The 19,743-nt window shown below is 47.0% G+C and carries 17 protein-coding genes and 1 riboswitch; all 17 genes read left to right on the forward strand.

The features are described 5' to 3' along the window. Positions 1-22 precede the first annotated feature (22 nt). The 17 genes from hypE to DWX61_RS02365 all read left to right on the forward strand — a co-directional run bounded on the left by hypE (position 23) and on the right by DWX61_RS02365 (position 19,702). Positions 23-1,030 (forward strand): hydrogenase expression/formation protein HypE, encoded by a 1,008-nt coding sequence (gene hypE, locus DWX61_RS02285; RefSeq protein WP_118513183.1) that lies wholly within the window; start codon positions 23-25, stop codon positions 1,028-1,030. 27 nt (positions 1,031-1,057) lie between these two features. Continuing rightward, positions 1,058-1,327 (forward strand): TM1266 family iron-only hydrogenase system putative regulator, encoded by a 270-nt coding sequence (locus tag DWX61_RS02290; protein ID WP_015525986.1) that lies wholly within the window; start codon positions 1,058-1,060, stop codon positions 1,325-1,327. Next, the gene (locus tag DWX61_RS02295) at positions 1,324-2,091 is read left to right on the forward strand and encodes a nucleotide-binding protein (RefSeq protein WP_118623562.1); all 768 of its coding nucleotides are present in this window, start codon (positions 1,324-1,326) and stop codon (positions 2,089-2,091) included. Before DWX61_RS02290 ends, DWX61_RS02295 begins: the two co-directional genes overlap by 4 nt. After that, on the forward strand, positions 2,085-3,428 hold the full coding sequence (locus DWX61_RS02300; RefSeq protein WP_118623564.1) for a nitrogenase component 1: 1,344 nt from the start codon (positions 2,085-2,087) through the stop codon (positions 3,426-3,428). The genes DWX61_RS02295 and DWX61_RS02300 overlap by 7 nt, the downstream gene beginning before the upstream one ends. Then, complete coding sequence (locus tag DWX61_RS02305) at positions 3,425-4,741, forward strand: nitrogenase component 1 (protein WP_118623566.1); 1,317 nt, start codon at positions 3,425-3,427, stop codon at positions 4,739-4,741. The genes DWX61_RS02300 and DWX61_RS02305 overlap by 4 nt, the downstream gene beginning before the upstream one ends. 180 nt (positions 4,742-4,921) lie before the next feature. Beyond that, positions 4,922-5,353, forward strand: a complete 432-nt coding sequence (locus DWX61_RS02310; protein WP_118513181.1) for a DMT family transporter — start codon at positions 4,922-4,924, stop codon at positions 5,351-5,353. A 110-nt stretch (positions 5,354-5,463) separates the two neighbouring features. Continuing rightward, the gene (locus tag DWX61_RS02315; protein WP_286188049.1) at positions 5,464-6,270 is read left to right on the forward strand and encodes a helix-hairpin-helix domain-containing protein; all 807 of its coding nucleotides are present in this window, start codon (positions 5,464-5,466) and stop codon (positions 6,268-6,270) included. A gap of 10 nt (positions 6,271-6,280) precedes the next feature. Next, on the forward strand, positions 6,281-6,970 hold the full coding sequence (locus DWX61_RS02320) for a response regulator transcription factor (protein ID WP_118513180.1): 690 nt from the start codon (positions 6,281-6,283) through the stop codon (positions 6,968-6,970). Positions 6,971-6,973: 3 nt separating this feature from the next. Next, on the forward strand, positions 6,974-8,404 hold the full coding sequence (locus DWX61_RS02325; protein WP_118513179.1) for a sensor histidine kinase: 1,431 nt from the start codon (positions 6,974-6,976) through the stop codon (positions 8,402-8,404). 10 nt (positions 8,405-8,414) lie between these two features. Next, complete coding sequence (locus tag DWX61_RS02330) at positions 8,415-9,371, forward strand: GerMN domain-containing protein (RefSeq protein ID WP_118623568.1); 957 nt, start codon at positions 8,415-8,417, stop codon at positions 9,369-9,371. A 35-nt stretch (positions 9,372-9,406) separates the two neighbouring features. Continuing rightward, entirely contained in the window at positions 9,407-11,683 is a 2,277-nt protein-coding gene (locus DWX61_RS02335; protein WP_118623570.1) for a DNA internalization-related competence protein ComEC/Rec2, read from the forward strand. Between the two features lie 122 nt (positions 11,684-11,805). Further along, positions 11,806-13,185 carry an NAD(P)/FAD-dependent oxidoreductase gene (locus tag DWX61_RS02340; RefSeq protein ID WP_118513177.1) on the forward strand — a complete coding sequence of 460 codons (1,380 nt, stop codon included), beginning with the start codon at positions 11,806-11,808 and terminating at the stop codon, positions 13,183-13,185. Between the two features lie 402 nt (positions 13,186-13,587). Continuing rightward, a riboswitch (cobalamin riboswitch) is annotated at positions 13,588-13,762 on the forward strand. A 161-nt stretch (positions 13,763-13,923) separates the two neighbouring features. After that, complete coding sequence (locus DWX61_RS02345) at positions 13,924-15,213, forward strand: sirohydrochlorin cobaltochelatase (RefSeq protein WP_118513176.1); 1,290 nt, start codon at positions 13,924-13,926, stop codon at positions 15,211-15,213. Positions 15,214-15,334: 121 nt separating this feature from the next. Continuing rightward, on the forward strand, positions 15,335-16,336 hold the full coding sequence (locus tag DWX61_RS02350; protein ID WP_118623572.1) for a hypothetical protein: 1,002 nt from the start codon (positions 15,335-15,337) through the stop codon (positions 16,334-16,336). Beyond that, on the forward strand, positions 16,333-17,478 hold the full coding sequence (locus tag DWX61_RS02355) for an ABC transporter substrate-binding protein (RefSeq protein ID WP_118623574.1): 1,146 nt from the start codon (positions 16,333-16,335) through the stop codon (positions 17,476-17,478). Before DWX61_RS02350 ends, DWX61_RS02355 begins: the two co-directional genes overlap by 4 nt. A gap of 97 nt (positions 17,479-17,575) precedes the next feature. Continuing rightward, positions 17,576-18,595, forward strand: coding sequence for a FecCD family ABC transporter permease (locus DWX61_RS02360; protein ID WP_118623672.1), 1,020 nt, complete (start codon positions 17,576-17,578; stop codon positions 18,593-18,595). Positions 18,596-18,598: 3 nt separating this feature from the next. Continuing rightward, positions 18,599-19,702: an ABC transporter ATP-binding protein gene (locus DWX61_RS02365; RefSeq protein ID WP_118623576.1), complete on the forward strand. Its 1,104-nt coding sequence runs from the start codon at positions 18,599-18,601 to the stop codon at positions 19,700-19,702. Positions 19,703-19,743 lie beyond the last annotated feature (41 nt).

The following is a 19,743-nucleotide window of genomic DNA, read 5'->3' on the forward strand; positions in this document are numbered from 1 at the left end:
AGCATAGAAAGAAGATAATATTATGGAAAATAAAACAGTGACCATGGCACACGGTGCCGGAGGCCGTCAGACCTCAGAACTGATCGATGAAGTATTCAAAGCACATTTTGCAAACCCGGATCTCACAGCCGATGATGCGGCAGTGCTGGTTCCGCCTGCAGGAAAAATGGCAGTATCCACCGATGGATTTATTGTTTCTCCGGCATTTTTTCCTGGGGGAAATATCGGCAAGCTTTCCATCTGCGGAACAGTTAATGACCTTGCCTGTATGGGAGCAAAACCGATGTATCTTACCTGCGCTTTTGTCATCGAGGAGGGTTTTCCCATGGAGAAGCTGGAGGAGATCGCCGCCGCCATGGAAAAAACAGCAAAAGAAGCCGGAGTGCGTATCGTTTCCGGAGATACTAAGGTGGCAGGAAAAGGCCAGGTTGACGGTGTGTTTATCACAACAACCGGAATGGGTGAGATCCAGGAAGGCGTTCAGGTAGGCGGTGAGCTGGCAAAACCGGGAGATGCCATTATTGTAACCGGTGATGTGGGAAGACATGGATGCACCATTCTTCTGGCAAGAGAGGATTTCGGCATTGACGCAGATGTGACAAGTGACTGCGCACCGCTGTGGGGAGCTGTAAAAGAGGTGCTGGATGCCACCCATAACATTCATGTGATCCGTGATGCCACAAGAGGTGGTGTCGGAACGGTTCTTTACGAGATCGCAGGACAGAGTAACGTAGGGATCCGCCTGGATGCAGCAGCTGTTCCGGTAGCTCCGGAGGTAAAGGGTGTCTGCGGCATGCTTGGCCTGGAGCCGCTTTATCTGGCATGTGAGGGACGAATGGTGATCATGGCACCAAAGGAAGAGGCAGGAAGGATCGTGGAAGCACTGCGTAAATGTCCTTATTCCAGGGACGCAGCCATTATCGGTGAAGTTACGGAAGACCAGCCGGGAAAGGTTGTCATGACTACGGAGATCGGAACGCAGGCACTTCTTCCGCAGCCGGGAGGAGAGCTTCTGCCGAGGATCTGCTGATAATATCGGAAAGGAGAGTCAGATCTTATGGAGACAAGAGTGGCATTGATCTCGATCATTGTGGAAAACAATGACGTGATCGATGATATCAACCGTTTTCTTCATGAAGCGGGAAAATATATTATCGGGAGAATGGGGATCCCTTACCGGGAAAAAGGCATCAATATCATCAGTATTGCCATTGACGCACCACAGGATGTGATCAGCTCCTTATCCGGAAAGATCGGCCGCCTCAGTGGAGTTTCCGCCAAAACGGCATATTCCAATGTGATCACAAAAGCGGAGGACAGAAAATGATAAAAGTTGCGGTATACGGAAAGGGCGGCATCGGAAAGTCTACTACGGTTTCCAATGTGGCAGCTGCCCTTGCGGAAAAAGGAATGAAAGTGATGCAGATCGGCTGCGATCCAAAAGCAGATTCCACGATCCTTCTCAGGCATGGAAAAAAAGTTCCCACTGTGCTGGAACTGTATAACGAAAAACGCCAGGAGCTGAAGCTTACGGATATGGTGCAGATCGGATATGGAGGTGTGGTCTGTGTGGAAGCCGGCGGTCCTGCACCGGGGCTTGGATGTGCGGGAAGAGGTATCATTACCGCTCTTGAGAAGCTTAAGGAAAACGGAGCTTATGAGACCTATAAACCGGACATTGTTTTTTATGATGTACTGGGAGATGTTGTCTGTGGTGGATTTTCCATGCCCATGCGAAAGGGGTATGCAGATAAGGTATTTATCATCACCTCCGGAGAAAATATGGCCATCCATGCAGGGGCAAATATTGCCATGGCAGTGGATAATTTCAGAAACAGAGGATATGCGTCCCTTGGTGGCGTGATCTTGAACCGGCGGAACGTGCCGGGAGAGGAAGAAAAAGTCCGGGCGCTGGCGGCGGACTTTCATACGCAGGTTGTGGGAACGCTTTCCAGAAGTGAGCTGGTCCTGGAAGCAGAGAACAGGGGAAAAACTCTTCTGGAAGCCTATCCGGACAGCGAGATGGCAGAAGAGTACCGGATGCTGGCAGAGCAGATCCTGAGTACATGCAGGGAGGAAAGCCCATGTTAAAAAGAGTTGGTAGCAGAGGGCTTTCGGGAAAAACAGAAATATTTATAAAGGAAGCCTCTTTTCCGGTTCCCTTTCAGCCGGGGCTGGAATTTAATTCACCGGCCCATGGAAACTGGAATATTGTACATACGGGAATGCTGGTTCCGGAAGCAAGACAGATCTACGTTTGTGCGGATAACTGCATGCGTGGCGTTGTGCTGACTGCCGCAGAGATGAATGCGGCAGACCGTTTTTCCTTTGTAATTGTGGAGGAAAAGGATCTTCTGGGCGGAAATCTGGAGGATGTGACCATTGAAGGAGTGACGGACATTCTGAACCGGCTGGATGAGAAGCCGAAGGCAGTATTGCTTTTTACCGTGTGTCTTCATCATTTTCTGGGAAGTGATCTGGATCGCATCTACGGAGAACTGGAAGAAAGATTTCCGGAGATTTTTTTTATGCGGTGTTTTATGGATCCTGTCATGCAGAAAACAGGCCCGACTCCGGATCAGAAGCTGCGCCGTGCCATGTATGATGCAGTACCGGAGAGAGAGGCAGATCCGGAATGTGTCACAGCCATGGGCAGTGATTTTGTATTGGATGAGAGTGCAGATATCTGCCGGATCCTGAAGAAAAACGGAATCCGTCTCCGGGAAGCACCGGCCTGTAAGACTTGGGAGGATTATCAGAGCCTGGGAGAGGGAAGCCTGATCCTTAACTGTTATCCGGCAGGAAAATTCGGAGTACAGCAGCAGGCGGAGAGACTTGGAAGGCCGTTTTTATACCTGCCCGGAAGCTTTGACTATGAGGAGATAGAGACGCAGGAAAAGTATTTGCTGGAGCTGCTGGATCAGCACAGTGGCGGTAAAAATGGCCTGGATATCGAAACGGAGATCCGAAAATGCGAGGAGACTCTTTCTTATGCACACCAGATCATCGGTGACACTCCCATAGTTGTGGATTATCTTTTTCATCCAAGGCCATTGGGACTTACAAAGCTTCTCCTTACTCATGGATTTCAGGTACAGTCCGTCTTTTTGGACAGTATCAGCCCGGAAGAAAAAGAAGTATTTTTCTGGCTGAAGGAGAATTATCCGAAGCTGAAGCTGATTTCTACTGTCCGCCCGGAGATGAGAGTGCGGCCACGGCAGCATTCCGGAAAAATCCTTGCTGTCGGACAAAAAGCAGCCTGGTTTACCGGAAGCCGGAATTTTGTTAATATGGTACAGGGTGGCGGGCTTTGGGGCTTTGACGGGATCAGACGTACTGCACAGCTGATGCTGGAGGCATTTAATGAGGAAAAAGCTCCGGAGGATCTGATCGTTCGAAAGGGATGGGGGTGCGAAAGCTGCATATGAGACAGGCATATCGGATCATACCGATCTACACGGCAGACGTGTCCGGCGTCTGCTCCGCATTGTATGAGCTTGGAGGAATGACAGTGATGCATGATCCCTCCGGCTGTAATTCTACCTATAATACCCATGACGAGATCCGGTGGTACGACCAGGACAGTCTGATCTTTATCTCAGGTCTTACGGATATCGATGCAATTATGGGAAATGATGAGAAATTTCTTCAGGATGTCGAAGAGGCGGCAAAGGAGCTGAAACCGAAATTTATTGCACTTGCAAGTTCACCGATCCCCTTTATGAACGGAACAGATTTTCCGGGACTGGCCCGTGCACTTACAGCAAGGACCGGAATCCCGGCATTTTCGGTTCCGACCAGCGGCATGCACGACTATGTATATGGAGCAGGGCTGGCGCTGGCAGAAATCGCAGGACATTTCACAGGAGCAGCAGAGAAAATCGGAAGGTGTTCAGAAGCACCGACGGGATCTGTGGAAAGATCTGCAGAGAAGAGAAGCCGGAAATTAAATCTTCTTGGAGCAACACCCCTTGATCTTGGCCCGCAGTCTGCAGTAGATGCCATGAAAAAACGTCTGGAAAACCATGGCTGGGAGATACTTTCCACCTGGGCTATGGGGGATACGCTGGAAGCTTTGTCCCATGCCGGTGAAGCAGCGGTAAACCTTGTGATATCCTCTGTGGGGATCCCGGCGGCCAATGTGCTGAGAGAAAAATTCGGTACGCCATTTCTTGTGGGGACTCCGGTGGAAGACTATGAGGGAGAGATTTCGGATGCACTTGAGCGGATAGCGGACAGCTCCTGTGGAGAGTGGACAAATAAGAATGATAATTCCGCAGAGGAAAGCGGAGGGCAGATTTTAGGGAAACAGGAGGAACTGTGGAAAGTAACTCCGGAGCAGGTGATCTATTTTCAGGGAAGGAACAGTCTGTCAGCAGTATCGGCCCCTTCAGGAGAAAGCAGGGAATTGTCCGATGGAGATGAGCTGTTTTTTTCCGCACCGGACATTACCATCATCGGAGAACCGGTTACCATGGGCTCCCTGGCAGCAGTCATAGAGCAGAAATACGGAAAAAAAGTTCAGATGCTCTGTCCGCTGGAGATCACGGAGGGACTTTTGCGCAAGGGAGATGAAGCCATCTGTGGCGAGGAAGCCATGGAAGAAAAGTTGAAAACAGCCAGGATCATTGTGGCAGACCCGCTCTATCGTCCGATCTGTCCGGAAACAGCCATTTTTTATGAGATGCCGCATATTGCGTTTTCCGGAAGGATATATCTCAGAAAATATTTTCAGGAATAAAGAGCGTTTTGTGATCATGCATATAAATATTATGCGGATGAGAAAACAGGGCGGCAGTGTGTATAATTGCTGGAAAATCACATAAACTAAACTATAAGAAACCGTAAAGGCGTTGCAGAAATATGCAGCGCCTTTTTCAGGCAGTAATACCGGAAACGGAGCATGTATGGAGGGATTTTTATGTGGGGATTTTTGTCAGCACTGATCTCAGGTGCACTGATGAGTATTCAAGGGGTATTTAACACAAATGTAACAAAGCAGACCAGTCTGTGGGTTTCAACCGGCTGGGTACAGTTTTCTGCATTTCTGGTCTGTGTGGCAGCATGGTTTTTCACAGGCAGAGAAAGTATCGGCATGCTGTGGCAGGTGGAGGATAAATATAATTTACTTGGAGGAGTGATCGGTGCATTTATCACTATCACAGTGATCCGGAGTATGGGAAGTCTGGGGCCTGCGCGGGCGGTTATGCTTATTGTCATTTCTCAGCTTGCGGTGGCGTATCTTATAGAATTGCTGGGGATTTTCGGTGTGGAAAGAGCAGATTTTCAGTGGAGAAAGCTGTTGGGAATGCTGATTTGTATTGCAGGTGTAGTTATTTTCAAATGGAAATAGAAATAAAAGTATTGTAATATTTGTAATACTTCGTTAAAATAAGGTATGGTTTTGCATGAGTAACGGGGCACCTGCCGCCATATCGGCGGAAAGGAGTGAACCGCCTACCTATGAAAATAAGATCACATATCAGAAGTGTTCGGCTTGTTTTTTCCATATTTTTGTTACTGATCCTGGCAGGGCTGACAGGCTGTAAGGATGACGGAACAGAATTTCTGGAGAAAGAACTGGTGCAGGAAGAAAGTACGGAAGCATCCGGAATAGATGCAGAGCAGGAAGAACCGAAGGATACGGAAAGTGAAGTATCCGGGAAGAAATCTGCAGAGGATGAGGCAGATATATCACAGAAGAAACAGAATGAGTCTGCAGAGGAACAGGCTCCGGAGGTCGAAAAACAGCTGCCGGAGATCTCAGACACTCCTCAGAACATTTATGTAGATATATGTGGAGCAGTGACCAGCCCGGGAGTCTATGAGTTTCCATATGGCAGCCGTGTTTTTCAGGCTATCGAGCAGGCCGGAGGATATCTTCCGGAAGCTGCGGCAAGCTATCTCAACCGTGCTAAGGAACTTTCTGACGGACAGCAGATCTATGTGCCAACGCAGGAAGAAGTAAACAGTCAGGTCCTTGCAGTCACTCAGGATGGAACAGAAGCTTCATCCGGAAATGACACGGACAACGGAACCGGACAGGAAGCTTCCGGAGAAGATACCGGTACAGAGCAGAAGATCGATCTGAACACCGCTGATGTATCCCAGCTTACTACTCTCACAGGTGTAGGGGAGTCCAAGGCCCTGGCGATCATCGCTTACAGGGAAGAGAACGGTCCCTTTACTTCAGCAGAGGATATCATGAATGTACCAGGCATCAAAGAAGGAACCTATGAGAAGATAAAGGATAAAATAGCAATAAAGTAAGGAGCGCTAAATGAGCAGGAAAGTATTGGTAGTAGATGATGAGAAACTGATTGTCAAGGGACTTCGCTTCAGTCTGGAGCAGGACGGAATGGAAGTGGACTGTGCCTATGACGGAGAGGAAGCACTGGAAAAAGCAAAAGCAGGAGAGTACGATATCATCCTTCTTGACCTGATGCTTCCCAAAATGGACGGTCTTGAGGTATGCCAGCAGATCCGTGAATTTTCCAATGTTCCGATCATCATGCTTACAGCAAAAGGAGAAGATATGGATAAGATCCTGGGTCTGGAATACGGAGCTGATGATTATGTCACCAAGCCTTTCAATATCCTGGAAGTCAAAGCCCGCATCAAGGCGATCATCCGCCGTGCAGGCAGCAAACAGGAGAAGCAGGAAAAGGCCAAGACTGTGGAAGTCGGAGAACTGAAGCTGGACTGCGAAGGACGCCGCGTATTTATCTCCGGAAAAGAGATCAATCTCACAGCCAAGGAATTTGATGTGCTGGAGCTTCTGGTATTCAATCCGAATAAGGTATACAGCAGGGAAAATCTTCTGAATATCGTATGGGGCTATGAATATCCGGGAGATGTCCGTACCGTAGATGTACATATCCGCCGCCTGAGAGAAAAGATCGAGGCCAATCCCAGTGAGCCGAAATATGTACACACCAAATGGGGTGTGGGATACTATTTCCAGGCATAACCTGTGAAGATCAAAAAGAACGGCAAATTTTTTAAAAGTCTCCGCTTTCGTATTCTGATCATCCTGATCATACTGGGAATCGTACCGAGTGTCATTGTAACGGAAATGGTCATTGCCAACTATGAAGACCGTGCCATTGCCAACCGTGTGCAGAGCATGGAGAATATCTGTGACATCATGTGCGACCTGCTGATCAAGGAGAATTATCTGAATGATACCAGCTCTCAGACGGTGAACAGCAAGCTGGAATTACTGTCCAACAGCTATGGTGGCAGGATTCTCATTGTAGACAGGGATTTCAGGATCATCAAGGATACCTATGGTGTGGATGAGGGCAGGACTCTGGTTTCTCAGAAAGTATTGAACTGTTTTAGAGGAGAAGATGCCTACCGATATGATTCTGACAGCCAGAAGCTGATTCTGGCAGTTCCGGTAAAAAGTCCGGATGTAAAACAGGTGCAGGGTGCCATGATGATCATGGCATCTTCCAGTGAGGTGACAGCCACCATCCATGAACTGGAGCAGAAAGGGATTCTGATCATCGGTATCATTGTAGTGCTGGCCATTTTTCTGGGCTATATTCTTTCCACGATCCTGGTGAAGCCATTTGCCAGGGTAACGAAAGCAATCGAGGATCTTACAGACGGATATCAGAATGAGGAGATTTCGGTACCGGATTATACAGAGACAGCTTTGATCACAGATGCATTTAACAAGATGCTTTCCAGAATGAAGACGTTGGATGAATCCAGACAGGAGTTTGTATCCAATGTGTCTCATGAGCTGAAGACACCTATGACTTCCATGAAGGTTCTGGCGGATTCGCTGGTAGGACAGCAGGGGGTTCCGGAGGAACTGTATCAGGAATTTCTTTCTGATATCACAGAAGAGATTGACAGAGAGAACAAGATCATCACCGATCTGCTCTCCCTGGTAAAAATGGACAAAAAAGCAGCAGATATGAATATCACAAATATGAATATCAATGAGCTGCTGGAGAATATCCTGAAGCGTCTCCGGCCCATTGCAGATCAGAGAAGGATCGACCTGATCCTGGATTCGTTCCGACCGGTAACTGCAGATGTGGATGAGGTGAAATTTACCCTTGCCATCAGTAACCTGGTCGAAAATGGTATCAAATACAATGTAGATGAGGGCTGGGTCCGCGTAACACTGGATGCGGATCATAAGGATTTCTATGTAACGGTTGCAGATTCCGGCCTGGGAATACCGGAAGATTCCATTGAAAGGATATTTGAGCGTTTTTATCGTGTGGATAAATCCCATTCCAGAGAGATCGGCGGAACCGGTCTTGGACTTGCCATTACAAGAAGTTCCATAGCCATGCATCATGGAATCATCAAGGTATCCAGCAAAGAGGGCGAGGGAACCACATTTACCGTGAAGATCCCACTGTCCTATATCCCGTCCTAGGAGGTACAGAATGAAAAAAACGATTTTGATCATCTGTGTGGCCGCTGCCTGCATCCTTCTTGGTCTGGTTGCTTTTATAGGTTTGTCGGGAAGAAATAAAAACGAAGAACAGCAGTATAGATTTTATTATATCAACAGCGATGAAACGAGACTGAAAGAAGAAAAATATACTCCGGAGAAGGAAACAACAGAAGTGATGCTGCGCAATTTTTCCGAGAGTCTGAATAACCGAGAGACCAGGGAAAACGGAATCTCACTTTTTCCGGAGGGGGTAAAGATTTCTTCTTATTCCATACAGGATGGAGTCCTGAACATAGAATTCAATGAGGCCTATGATAAAATGTCACGTACCAGGGAACTTCTGGTGCGGGCAGGTATAGTGAAGATCTTTTTGCAGGTTCCAGGAGTGGAGTCCGTTGAGATCTGTGTGGGTAAAAAGCCACTGACAGATACCAGGGGTGAAGAAGTGGGAGCCATGAATAACGACACCTTTGTGGAGTTTTCCGGCTCCGATGGGGATGTGTACAGTTATGACACCTTTACTCTGTATTTCACAAACAAAAACGGAGATAAACTGGTAGCGGAACAGAGAAGTGTCCGCTACAGACGAAATCTTCCGAAAGCTACGGTGGTTCTGGAGCAGCTTGCAAGAGGTCCGCTGGAAAAAGGACATTATCCTACAATACCGGAGAATTCAGAGGTACTTTCCCTGACGAGAGCAAACGGTATCTGCTATGTAGATTATAATTCTGTGTTTCAGGATTATGCGTTGGATGTTTCGGAACAGGTTGCCGTGTATTCGGTGGTAAATACATTGATCGCGGCAACAGATATGGACAAAGTTGAGATTTCCATCGAAGGAAACAAGGAAGTGACCTTTGGCCAGAACATGCAGCTTTATAAGTTCTATGAGTGGAACGACAGCCTGCTGGCACACACAAAGGCTAAAAAAGAACAGAAAAAATAAAACATTTCAAAATATCAGAAAACGGGAGAACATTTATGGTGAAAAGGCCGATGTGTCTTTTGTGTTTTCTTATGGTGCTGAGTCTTGGCACGCTGGAGCTTATGGGGATTCCTCTGATCAGGGGGAATCCCCTTCCGGTAAATGTGCAGGAGCAGATCGAAGCGCATCCTGGTTCCATGATCTGCGGGGAAGTGGAACAGTATGAAAACACAGAATTTTCCCAGTCTGTTTATCTGAAAAAAACATATCTTATCCATCAGTCAAAAAAATTTCCAATTGAAAATGTAAGAATATTTCTCAAAAAAGAAGAAGATCTGAAACCGGGAATGCGGATCCTGGTCAAGGGAACGCTGAAAAGAGTGGAAGGTCCTGCGAATCCGGGGGGCTTTGATAGCCAACACTTTTATGCCTGTCGTCATATTTATTATTTCATGAAGAACGCTGTGCTCCAAAAGAAAACAGCCGTGTATTCCGGCTACAGGCAGCTCCTTTTGGAGATAAAAGAAAGCTGCAGACAGATCCTGAAGGAAGCAGCAGGAAAAGATGCGCCTGTTTTTTGTGCCATGACGCTTGGAGACAAACAGGAACTGGATCCGGAAACACAGATGCGCTATCAGCTGGCCGGAATCATACATATCCTTGCCATCAGCGGACTTCATATCAGTATTCTGGGAATGGGGCTTTACAACCTTCTAAAGAAGATGGGACTGGGAATCTGGCCTGCCGGGATTTTTTCTCTGGGAGTGATGCTGCAGTATGGGATCATGACCGGAGGGAGTGTTTCCACCATGCGTGCAGTAACTATGTTTCTGATCGCCATGGGAGCCAGGATCACCGGACGGATCTATGATATGATGAGTGCTCTTTCCGTAACTGCCATGATGATCCTTGTGGAATCTCCGGCCTATCTCCTGGACAGCGGATTTCTTCTGTCCTTTGGCTGTGTTCTGGGAATGGGGCTCGCTGCGGAAAAGATCTGTGCCCTTGCAGGAGCGGAGAAAAAATGGACAAAGGCACTGGTAAGTCCTATAGCTCTTCAGCTTGTGACTTTGCCGGTGATGCTGAAGTTTTTCGGAGAAGTCTCTATTGCCGGATTTATCCTGAATCTGTTGGTGCTTCCAAGTGTGGGGGTAGTGCTGACTGGAGGAATGGCGGCGCTGCTGCTGGGGATTCTCAGTATTCCCGCAGCAAAACTGGTGCTCCTGCCGGCAAGGGTACTGCTGCTTTTTTATGAATATCTCTGCAGTCTGGCAGGAAGGTCGGGATGGAGTACCTGGATCGGAGGGGAGCCGGAAATATGGCAGATCCTGGTATATTATGGTTTTTTGATCACAGTTCTGTTTATGGGACAGTATATAAAAGAACAGCGCCGGAAGAAAAAAGCAGTCTGTGAGGAAACGGAGCTATCAGGGGAGCGGTCGGAAGCAGGTTGCCGGAAGCTATATGCTATCCGGATAACAGCCGGTATTTTTCTGGCAGTCGGAATCCTGATACTGGGATATCATCCGGCAGGAAGTCTGAAGGTGATCTGCCTGGATGTAGGACAAGGGGACGGTATTCTTGTGGAGACCCCGGAGGATCACCATTTTCTGATCGACGGAGGAAGCAGCAGCCAGTCGGACCTTGGAAGATACTGTCTTTTGCCGGCATTGAAAAGTCAGGGGATTTCCTGGCTGGATGGGATTTTTATTTCTCATACAGATCAGGATCACATCAACGGTGTGAAGGAACTTCTGGAATATATGGGAAAAGGTCTCACAACCATCCGGGCCGGATATCTGATCCTGCCTGCCTGGGTTGAAAGACCAGATGCGTGGAGGGAGCTTGCAGAGACAGCAAAAACTGCCGGAGTTAAGGTAGTGACAGCAGAAAAGGGAGATGAGCTGCTTTGCGGAAGGGTATCTTTTTCTGTTCTGTGGCCGGAAAAAAATGCTGCGGGAAAAGATGTGAATGAGGAAGCAATGGTGATGAAGTTGTCTTTTGGAGAATTCCGGATGCTTTTTACCGGAGATATCGGTGCAGATACGGAGAAAAAGCTTCTGGCAGCCGGGGTGCTTGAGGATGTTGACTGTCTGAAGGTGGGACATCACGGTTCCCGTTATTCTACCACAGAAGCATTTCTTGAGAAAATAAAGCCGGAAGTGGCGATCATTTCCTGTTCTTCCGCCAACACCTACGGACATCCGTCACCGGAAACCGTAGAGCGGCTTAAAGAGGCCGGAAGTCAGGTGGAATACACCATGAAAAACGGTGCTATCACTGTGGAAACAGATGGAAAAAAGCTTAAGATCGGAAGGTTCCGGAAGGATTGAGGATTTTTTTCCAAAACCGAAAAAAAACGGTGACTTTTGAACACGTTTGTTGTAGAATAGACAGGGTTTGTGCAAAAACAAAGCACTGAAAATGTGCAATACAAAATAAGGAGTTTTTATTTATGAAGTATGATGTACTGATCGTAGGGGCAGGTCCCGGTGGGATCTTTGCAGCCTATGAACTGATGAATAATGATCCGGAGAAAAAGATCGCAGTTTTTGAAGCAGGTCATCCTCTGGAAAAAAGAAAATGTCCCATCGACGGAAAGAAAGTAAAATCCTGTATCCACTGCAAAACCTGCGCGATCATGAAGGGATTTGGCGGTGCAGGTGCTTTTTCCGATGGAAAATATAATATCACCAATCAGTTTGGCGGAACTCTGTACCAGCATATCGGCAAGGATACAGCCACAGAGCTGATGGAATATGTAGATAAACTGAACCTGATGCATGGCGGTGAAGGAACCAGGCTTTATTCCACCACAAACAGTGAGATTCGTAAGCTCTGCCTTCAGAATGGCCTGCATCTTCTGGATGCATCAGTCCGTCATCTGGGAACAGATATCAACTATGTGGTGCTGCAGAACCTCTATGAAAAAATGAAAGACCATGTGGATTTCTATTTTGACGCATCTGTTGATAAAGTGGAGAAAACAGAAGATGGTTACGCAGTTGTTGTAGGCGATGAGCGTTACGAGGGAACTTACTGTATCATCTCCGCAGGACGAAGCGGAAGTAAATGGATGGAAACTGTATGTACAGAGCTTAAGATCCCGACTCTTTCCAACCGTGTGGACATCGGAGTCCGTGTGGAGCTTCCGGCAGAGGTTTTCAGCCGTCTGACAGATGAGCTTTATGAGAGCAAGATCGTTTACAGAACTGAGAAGTTTGAGGATATGGTCCGTACCTTCTGCATGAACCCGCGAGGTGTTGTCGTGAATGAAAATACCAACGGTATCATCACAGTAAACGGTCACAGCTACGAAGATCCGGCAAAGCATACCAACAATACAAACTTTGCCCTTCTGGTATCCAAGCATTTCTCAGAGCCGTTCCATGACAGCAACGGATACGGTGAGAGCATTGCAAGACTTTCCAATATGCTTGGCGGTGGTGTTATGGTACAGCGGTTCGGAGATCTGATCCGCGGAAGACGAAGCACAAAAGCCCGTATTGAGGAAAGCTTCGTAACACCTACACTTTCTGCGACACCGGGAGATTTAAGCCTTGTTATGCCGAAACGTATCCTGGATGGCATCATCGAGATGATCTATGCCCTGGACAAGATCGCACCGGGAACCGCGGATGACGATACTTTGCTTTATGGCGTGGAGGTTAAATTCTACAACATGGAGGTTGAGATCGACGAAAATCTGGAAACTTGCCACAAGGGTCTCTTTGTTATCGGAGACTGCAGCGGTGTGACACACTCTCTTTCCCATGCATCTGCCAGCGGAATCTACGTAGCCAGATACCTGGAGCAGAAGTATTTTAACAGATAAACTGCAGAGCAGTTTATCTGTTATGAGCAAGTAGCGAAGCGGATTGCGAATATCCGTTTAACCAGATAAACTGCGAAGCAGTTTATCGATTATGAGCAAAACAGTCCTTTTCTGATATCAGGGTGATGACAGAAAGGGGCTGTTTTTGTGAGTGAAGGTCGTTACTGTTCACTGGTAATGTCCCGCGAGGTGTTTTTTGTGAGCGAAGGTCACAGAAAAACCGAGACATACCGCGCGAATTTATGCGATCAGCATAAATTCTGTGCATCGCGAAGCGTGTTACTGAGAACGGAGTGAACAGTAACTGAAGGTCACAGAAAACCGTGAATCGTCCGACATCAATCTTGACAAATTTGTGAGTTTGTGGTAAAAATTAGATAACCAGATAAAAGAAAATATGTGCAAATGTTATAACGATAAGGTTGCATCCAGTCGGATGTGCAAAAGAGAATCCGGTGAGAATCCGGAACGATACCGTCACTGTGAAAGGGGAGCTGCTTTTATAACCACTGGGAGACCGGGAAGGGAAAGCAGCGTGGAACCAAGTCAGGAGAACTGCCTTATTGCGAGATTCAAGGGTTCGCGGTTTACGAATCTGTATTCTCCATAACAATACAGAACTTCTTTTTATGTATTTGTATTGCGCAGAGAATCATGTGTGAGCAGGCAGCCGCAGAGAGCTGCCGTTTTTTGTACATATCAGTATTCTGGAAATACATGAAAAGAGGACAATAAGAAATGAAAAGAAAAACAATGTTAGCTCTGATGCTCGCAGTTTCCATGACATGCTCTATGGGTGCAGCTACAACAGCAATGGCAGCAGAGGATTCTGCTACAGAAGAGAACGCTGAGGCAGCTGATACCACAGAGGCTTCCGATGCAGATCAGGAAGCAGCAGATAATGTAGCAGCTCTGATCGACAAGATCTATGTACAGGAAAGAAACGACACAACAGATGAGGACTGCAAGGCAGCCAAAGAAGCATGGGATGCTCTGACAGACGCTCAGAAAGAGCTGGTAGAGGGTGAGAATGCAGATCCGGATTACTTTGGACGTGACACAGGAGATGCTTCCAAGGACGATCCGCGTAACCAGGATGAGATCGGTGAGAATGAGCTTCTTGTTGTAAGCTTCGGTACTTCCTTCAATGACAGCCGTGCAGAGGATGTCAAGGGAATCGAGGATGCTCTTGCAGAAGCTTATCCGGACTGGTCTGTAAGAAGAGCATTTACAGCACAGATCATCATCAACCATGTAGAGGCAAGAGATGATGAAGTGATCGATAATATGCAGCAGGCTCTTGACCGTGCAGTAGAGAATGGTGTTAAGAACCTGGTTGTACAGCCTACTCACCTGATGCACGGTGCTGAGTACGATGAGATGACAGAAGCGATCAATGAATATAAAGATAAATTCGAGTCTGTAGCTATCGCAGAGCCAATGCTCGGCGAGGTTGGAGATGATGCAACAGTGATCAACGATGACAAGAAAGCAGTTGCTCAGGCGATCACAGATGAGGCTTGCAAAGAGGCAGGATTTGACAGTATGGATGCAGCAGCTGAGGCTGGTACAGCATTCGTATTTATGGGACATGGAACATCCCATACAGCTAATATTACATACGATCAGATGCAGACACAGATGGAAGACCTTGGATTCAAGAACGCATTCATCGGTACTGTAGAGGGTGAGCCGGAAGACACAGCCTGCGACAAGGTTATCGAGAAAGTAAAAGAAGCAGGATACAAGAACGTTGTTCTTCGTCCGCTGATGGTTGTTGCCGGAGACCATGCAAACAACGATATGGCCGGTGATGATGAGGATTCCTGGAAGAGCCAGTTTGTAGCATCCGGAAACTTCGATAAGGTTGACTGCCAGATCGAGGGTCTTGGAAGGATCGAAGCCGTTGAGAAGCTTTATGTAGAGCATACAAAGGCAGCAATCGATTCTCTGGGAAGCACTGATGAATCCGCAGATTCTGATGCAGCAGATACAGAGGCTGATTCTGCTGAGGAGTCCGCAGAATAATAAATACAAAAATATCTGAGTGAGTTCAGATACCTATAAGAAATCAATGTAACTGCCCGGAAAGATCAGGAAGACTGTTTTCCGGGCAGATTGCTGTATCTATGGAAGGGAGAAGATTATCATGAAAAAACGCTATGTAAACTTAATTCTTGCAATGGCAAGTGCATCAGTCCTGGTGCTGGGTTCTGTGCCTGCGATGGCAAAAACAGACGAAACAAAAACCGAGTCCGGTGAGGAAGCAGAAACTTCCGGAGAAAAGGATACGGATGCAGACAAAGCAGATACACTGGAAGATGGCGTTTATACAGCAGAGTTTGATACAGACAGCAGCATGTTTCATGTAAATGAGGCCAATGACAAAAAAGGAGAACTCACGGTCAAAGATGGTAAAATGACCATCCACGTAAGTCTGGTTTCCAAGAAGATCGTTAACCTGTTTGCGGGAACTGCCGAGGATGCCCAGAAGGACGGAGCAGAGATTATCGATCCGACCACAGATACAGTTAAGTACAGCGATGGTTATACAGAAGAGGTTTACGGATTTGATATCCCGGTATCGGCCATTGGTGAGGAATTTAACGTGGCGATCCTGGGAGAAAAAGGCAAATGGTACGACCATAAAGTCAGCGTAAAGGATCCTGTAAAAACAGAGGATACTGCTGAAAAAACAGCGGACGATACAGAAAAAGAAGGAGCTGCCTCTGACAAAAAGACAGCAGAAAAGTCAGATGAGTCCAAAGAAGGAGAAACCTCTGACGACAAGAAATCCGAAGGGAAAAAGCCGGAAGATCTGAAGCTGGAGGATGGAACCTATGAGACTGATGTAACCCTTACAGGCGGATCAGGAAGAGCATCTGTAGAATCTCCGGCCAAAGTAGAGATCAAGGACAAAGAAGCTACGGCAACCATCATCTGGAGCAGTCCGAATTATGATTATATGATCGTGGACGGCGAAAAATATGAGCCGGTGAACAAAGACGGAAACTCCACATTTGAGATCCCGGTCACTGTCTTTGATGCAGAAATGGAAGTGACTGCAGATACTGTAGCCATGAGTACGCCTCACGAGATTGAGTATACTCTGAATTTTGATTCTTCAAGTATGAAAAAGGAAGAAAAATGAAAAAAATAATTTCATACATATTTCTGACGCTGACCCTGATCCTGGGGTGTGCTTTTGCAGTGCAGGCAGCAGAGACAGAACATAAGCCTGCGGATATTCCAGGCCTTACCTTTGACCACAGTATGGATCTTTCCTACGCAAAGGAATTTAATGTGGATTACTACAACGATGGCTATGCGCTGCTCACCATTGATCAGGAAGGACAGTTTCTTGTAGTTCCCGAGGGCAGGAAAGCACCGGAGGGGCTGGATCCTGACATTGCGGTTCTGCAGCAGCCCATAAACAATATCTATCTGGTAGCAACCTCGGCCATGGATCTTTTCCGCGCTATCGACGGGATTGACAGCATCAAGCTTTCCGGAACCAAGGAAGACGGATGGTATATCCAGGAAGCAAAGGACGCCATGGAACAGAAAAAGATGATCTATGCCGGCAAGTACAGTGCTCCGGATTACGAGCTGATCCTGAACGAGGGCTGTGATCTTGCCATTGAATCCACCATGATCCATCACAATCCGGAGGTACAGGAGAAGCTGGAGCAGTTCGGGATCCCTGTAATGGTAGAGCGTTCCAGCTATGAGAGTCATCCTCTTGGAAGAACCGAGTGGATGAAACTTTACGCAGTTCTTCTGGGAAAAGAAGATGTGGCAGAAAAGGTATTCAAAGAGCAGACGGACAAGTTGGATAAGGTTCTCACCGCAGATAAAACAGACAAGACCGTGGCGTTCTTTTATATCAACTCCGTAGGTGCGGTAAATATAAGAAAAAGCGGCGACTATGTTTCGGAAATGATTTCCCTCGCAGGAGGAAATTATGTTCCGGAGGATACGGGAGTAAATGACAATGCTCTTTCTACCATGAATATGCAGATGGAAGAATTTTATGCCAAGGCGAAGGATGCAGACTATATCATCTACAACAGTACGATCGACGGGGAACTTAAGACCATTGATGAGCTTCTTTCCAAAAGTAAGCTTCTTGCAGATTTCAAGGCAGTGAAGAACGGAAATGTCTGGTGCACAGGCAAAAATCTTTTCCAGGAAACCACCGGACTTGGAACCATGATCGAGGATATCCACACCATGCTGACTACAGATGATGATTTTCTGGATGAGCTGACCTATATGCATAAACTGAAATAAATTCCAGTGTTCGCTTTAACTCCTTTGCCGGTTTCCACCTGTGAGCAGGAAACGAAAGGATATGATAACAAAACAGAAGAGGAGTGTACCAGAAAAAATGAATGACAGAAAACGCGCAGTCCGATACGGGGTCTCGTTTGTGATCCTTGCGGTACTTTTGATCTTTTTATTTATATGGAATGTAAATTCCGGAAGTATCCACCTCTCTGTGAAGGAGATCCTGAACATCATATTCCGGCATCAGGGAGATGAAACTTCTTATAATATCGTCTGGGAGATCCGTCTTCCCAGGATACTGGCAGTGATCATCCTTGGCGGAGCACTTTCTGTTTCCGGATTTTTGCTGCAGACCTTTTTTAACAACCCTATCGCGGGACCCTTTGTACTGGGAATCTCTTCCGGTGCCAAGCTGATCGTGGCGCTTCTGATGATCTTCTTTTTAAGCAGATCGGTGTCCATCGGTTCCGGTGCCATGATCCTGGCTGCTTTTGCGGGCTCAATGATCTCCATGGGCTTTGTGCTCCTTGTGGCAAAAAAAGTCCACAACATGTCCATGCTGGTCATCAGTGGTGTTATGATTGGCTATATCTGTTCGGCCATCACAGACTTTGTGGTGACCTTTGCAGATGATTCCAACATAGTCAATCTTCACAACTGGTCACTGGGAAGCTTTTCCGGTATGACCTGGGGGAATGTGCAGACTATGGCTGTTGTGGTACTTCTTACCATGGTGATCGTATTTTTTATGTCAAAACCGATCAGCGCCTATCAGCTGGGGGAGACTTACGCGCAGAATATGGGAGTTAATATCAAGGTTTTCAGGATACTTCTGATCCTGCTTTCCAGTATTCTTTCTGCCTGTGTGACTGCTTTTGCAGGGCCAATCTCTTTCGTGGGGATCGCTGTGCCTCACATTGCAAAAAGTCTCCTGAAGACTGCCAGACCGCTGCTTGTGATCCCGGCCTGTTTTCTGGGCGGTGCAGTGTTCTGCCTGTTCTGTGATCTGATCGCAAGAACTGTATTTGCACCGACGGAGCTGAGCATCAGTTCTGTGACGGCAGTTTTCGGGGCACCGGTAGTTATCTATATCATGATTCGCAGACAGCAGAGGATATAAACGATGAAATCATATTTTTTTTATACAGATCAGCTGACCGTAGGCTATGATGGAAAACCACTGATCAAAGAGATCAATATTCAGCTGAATAAAGGAGAGATCCTGACACTGATCGGTCCCAACGGTGCCGGAAAATCTACTATTTTGAAGAGTATCACAAGACAGCTTTCTCTGATCAGTGGAACGATATATCTGGAACATGAACAGATGAGCCGGATGACCAACAGGGAAGTGTCAAAAAAACTGGCTGTAGTACTTACCGAGCGCATGCGCCCGGAGCTTATGACCTGTGAGGATGTGGTATCCACCGGACGATATCCCTATACCGGAACTCTTGGGATACTTTCCGCAGAGGACAAGGAAAAAGTTAAAAGCGCTATGGAGATGGTTCACGCCTGGGATCTGAAGGACCGGGATTTTACAGCCATCAGTGACGGACAGAGACAGCGTATCCTTCTGGCACGCGCCATCTGCCAGGAACCGGAGATCATTATCCTGGATGAGCCGACCTCCTTCCTGGATATCCGGCATAAGCTGGAGCTTCTTGCCATTTTGAAGAAGATGGTATTGGAAAAACAGATGACGGTGATCATGTCCCTTCATGAGCTGGATCTTGCCCAGAAGATTTCTGACCAGGTGATCTGTGTTCATGGAGATCACATTGAGAAATATGGTGCACCGGAGGAAATCTTTACCTCAGATTATATTCGGAAACTTTATGGCATCACCCGTGGGAGCTATAATGCAGAATTCGGCTGCGTGGAAATGGAACCTCCGGCCGGAAAACCGGAGGTATTTGTGATCGGAGGAAATGGAAGTGGGATTCCGGTATACCGGAAACTGCAGCGACAGGGGATTCCTTTTGTGACCGGAGTTCTCCATACCAATGATGCAGATTATCAGGTGGCAAAAGAACTGGCTGCAAAAGTGATCACGGAGAAGCCTTTTGAATGCATTTCAGAGTCAGCCTTTGAAGAAGCGCTGGAGTTCATGGGAAAATGTGAAAAAGTGTACTGTCCGCTGAAGGATTTTGGTATCATGAATGAAAAAAACCGGGAATTGTTGAAAAAAGCAAAAGAAACCGGAAAATTAAACAGGATCAGATAAGTTCGCTGGGAAAAAGTGAAAAGCGATAAAACGTTGTCAGA

It is taken from the genome of Ruminococcus sp. AF20-12LB, from assembly GCF_003478985.1.
In the GTDB taxonomy this organism is placed as follows: Bacteria; Bacillota; Clostridia; order Lachnospirales; family Lachnospiraceae; genus Blautia_A.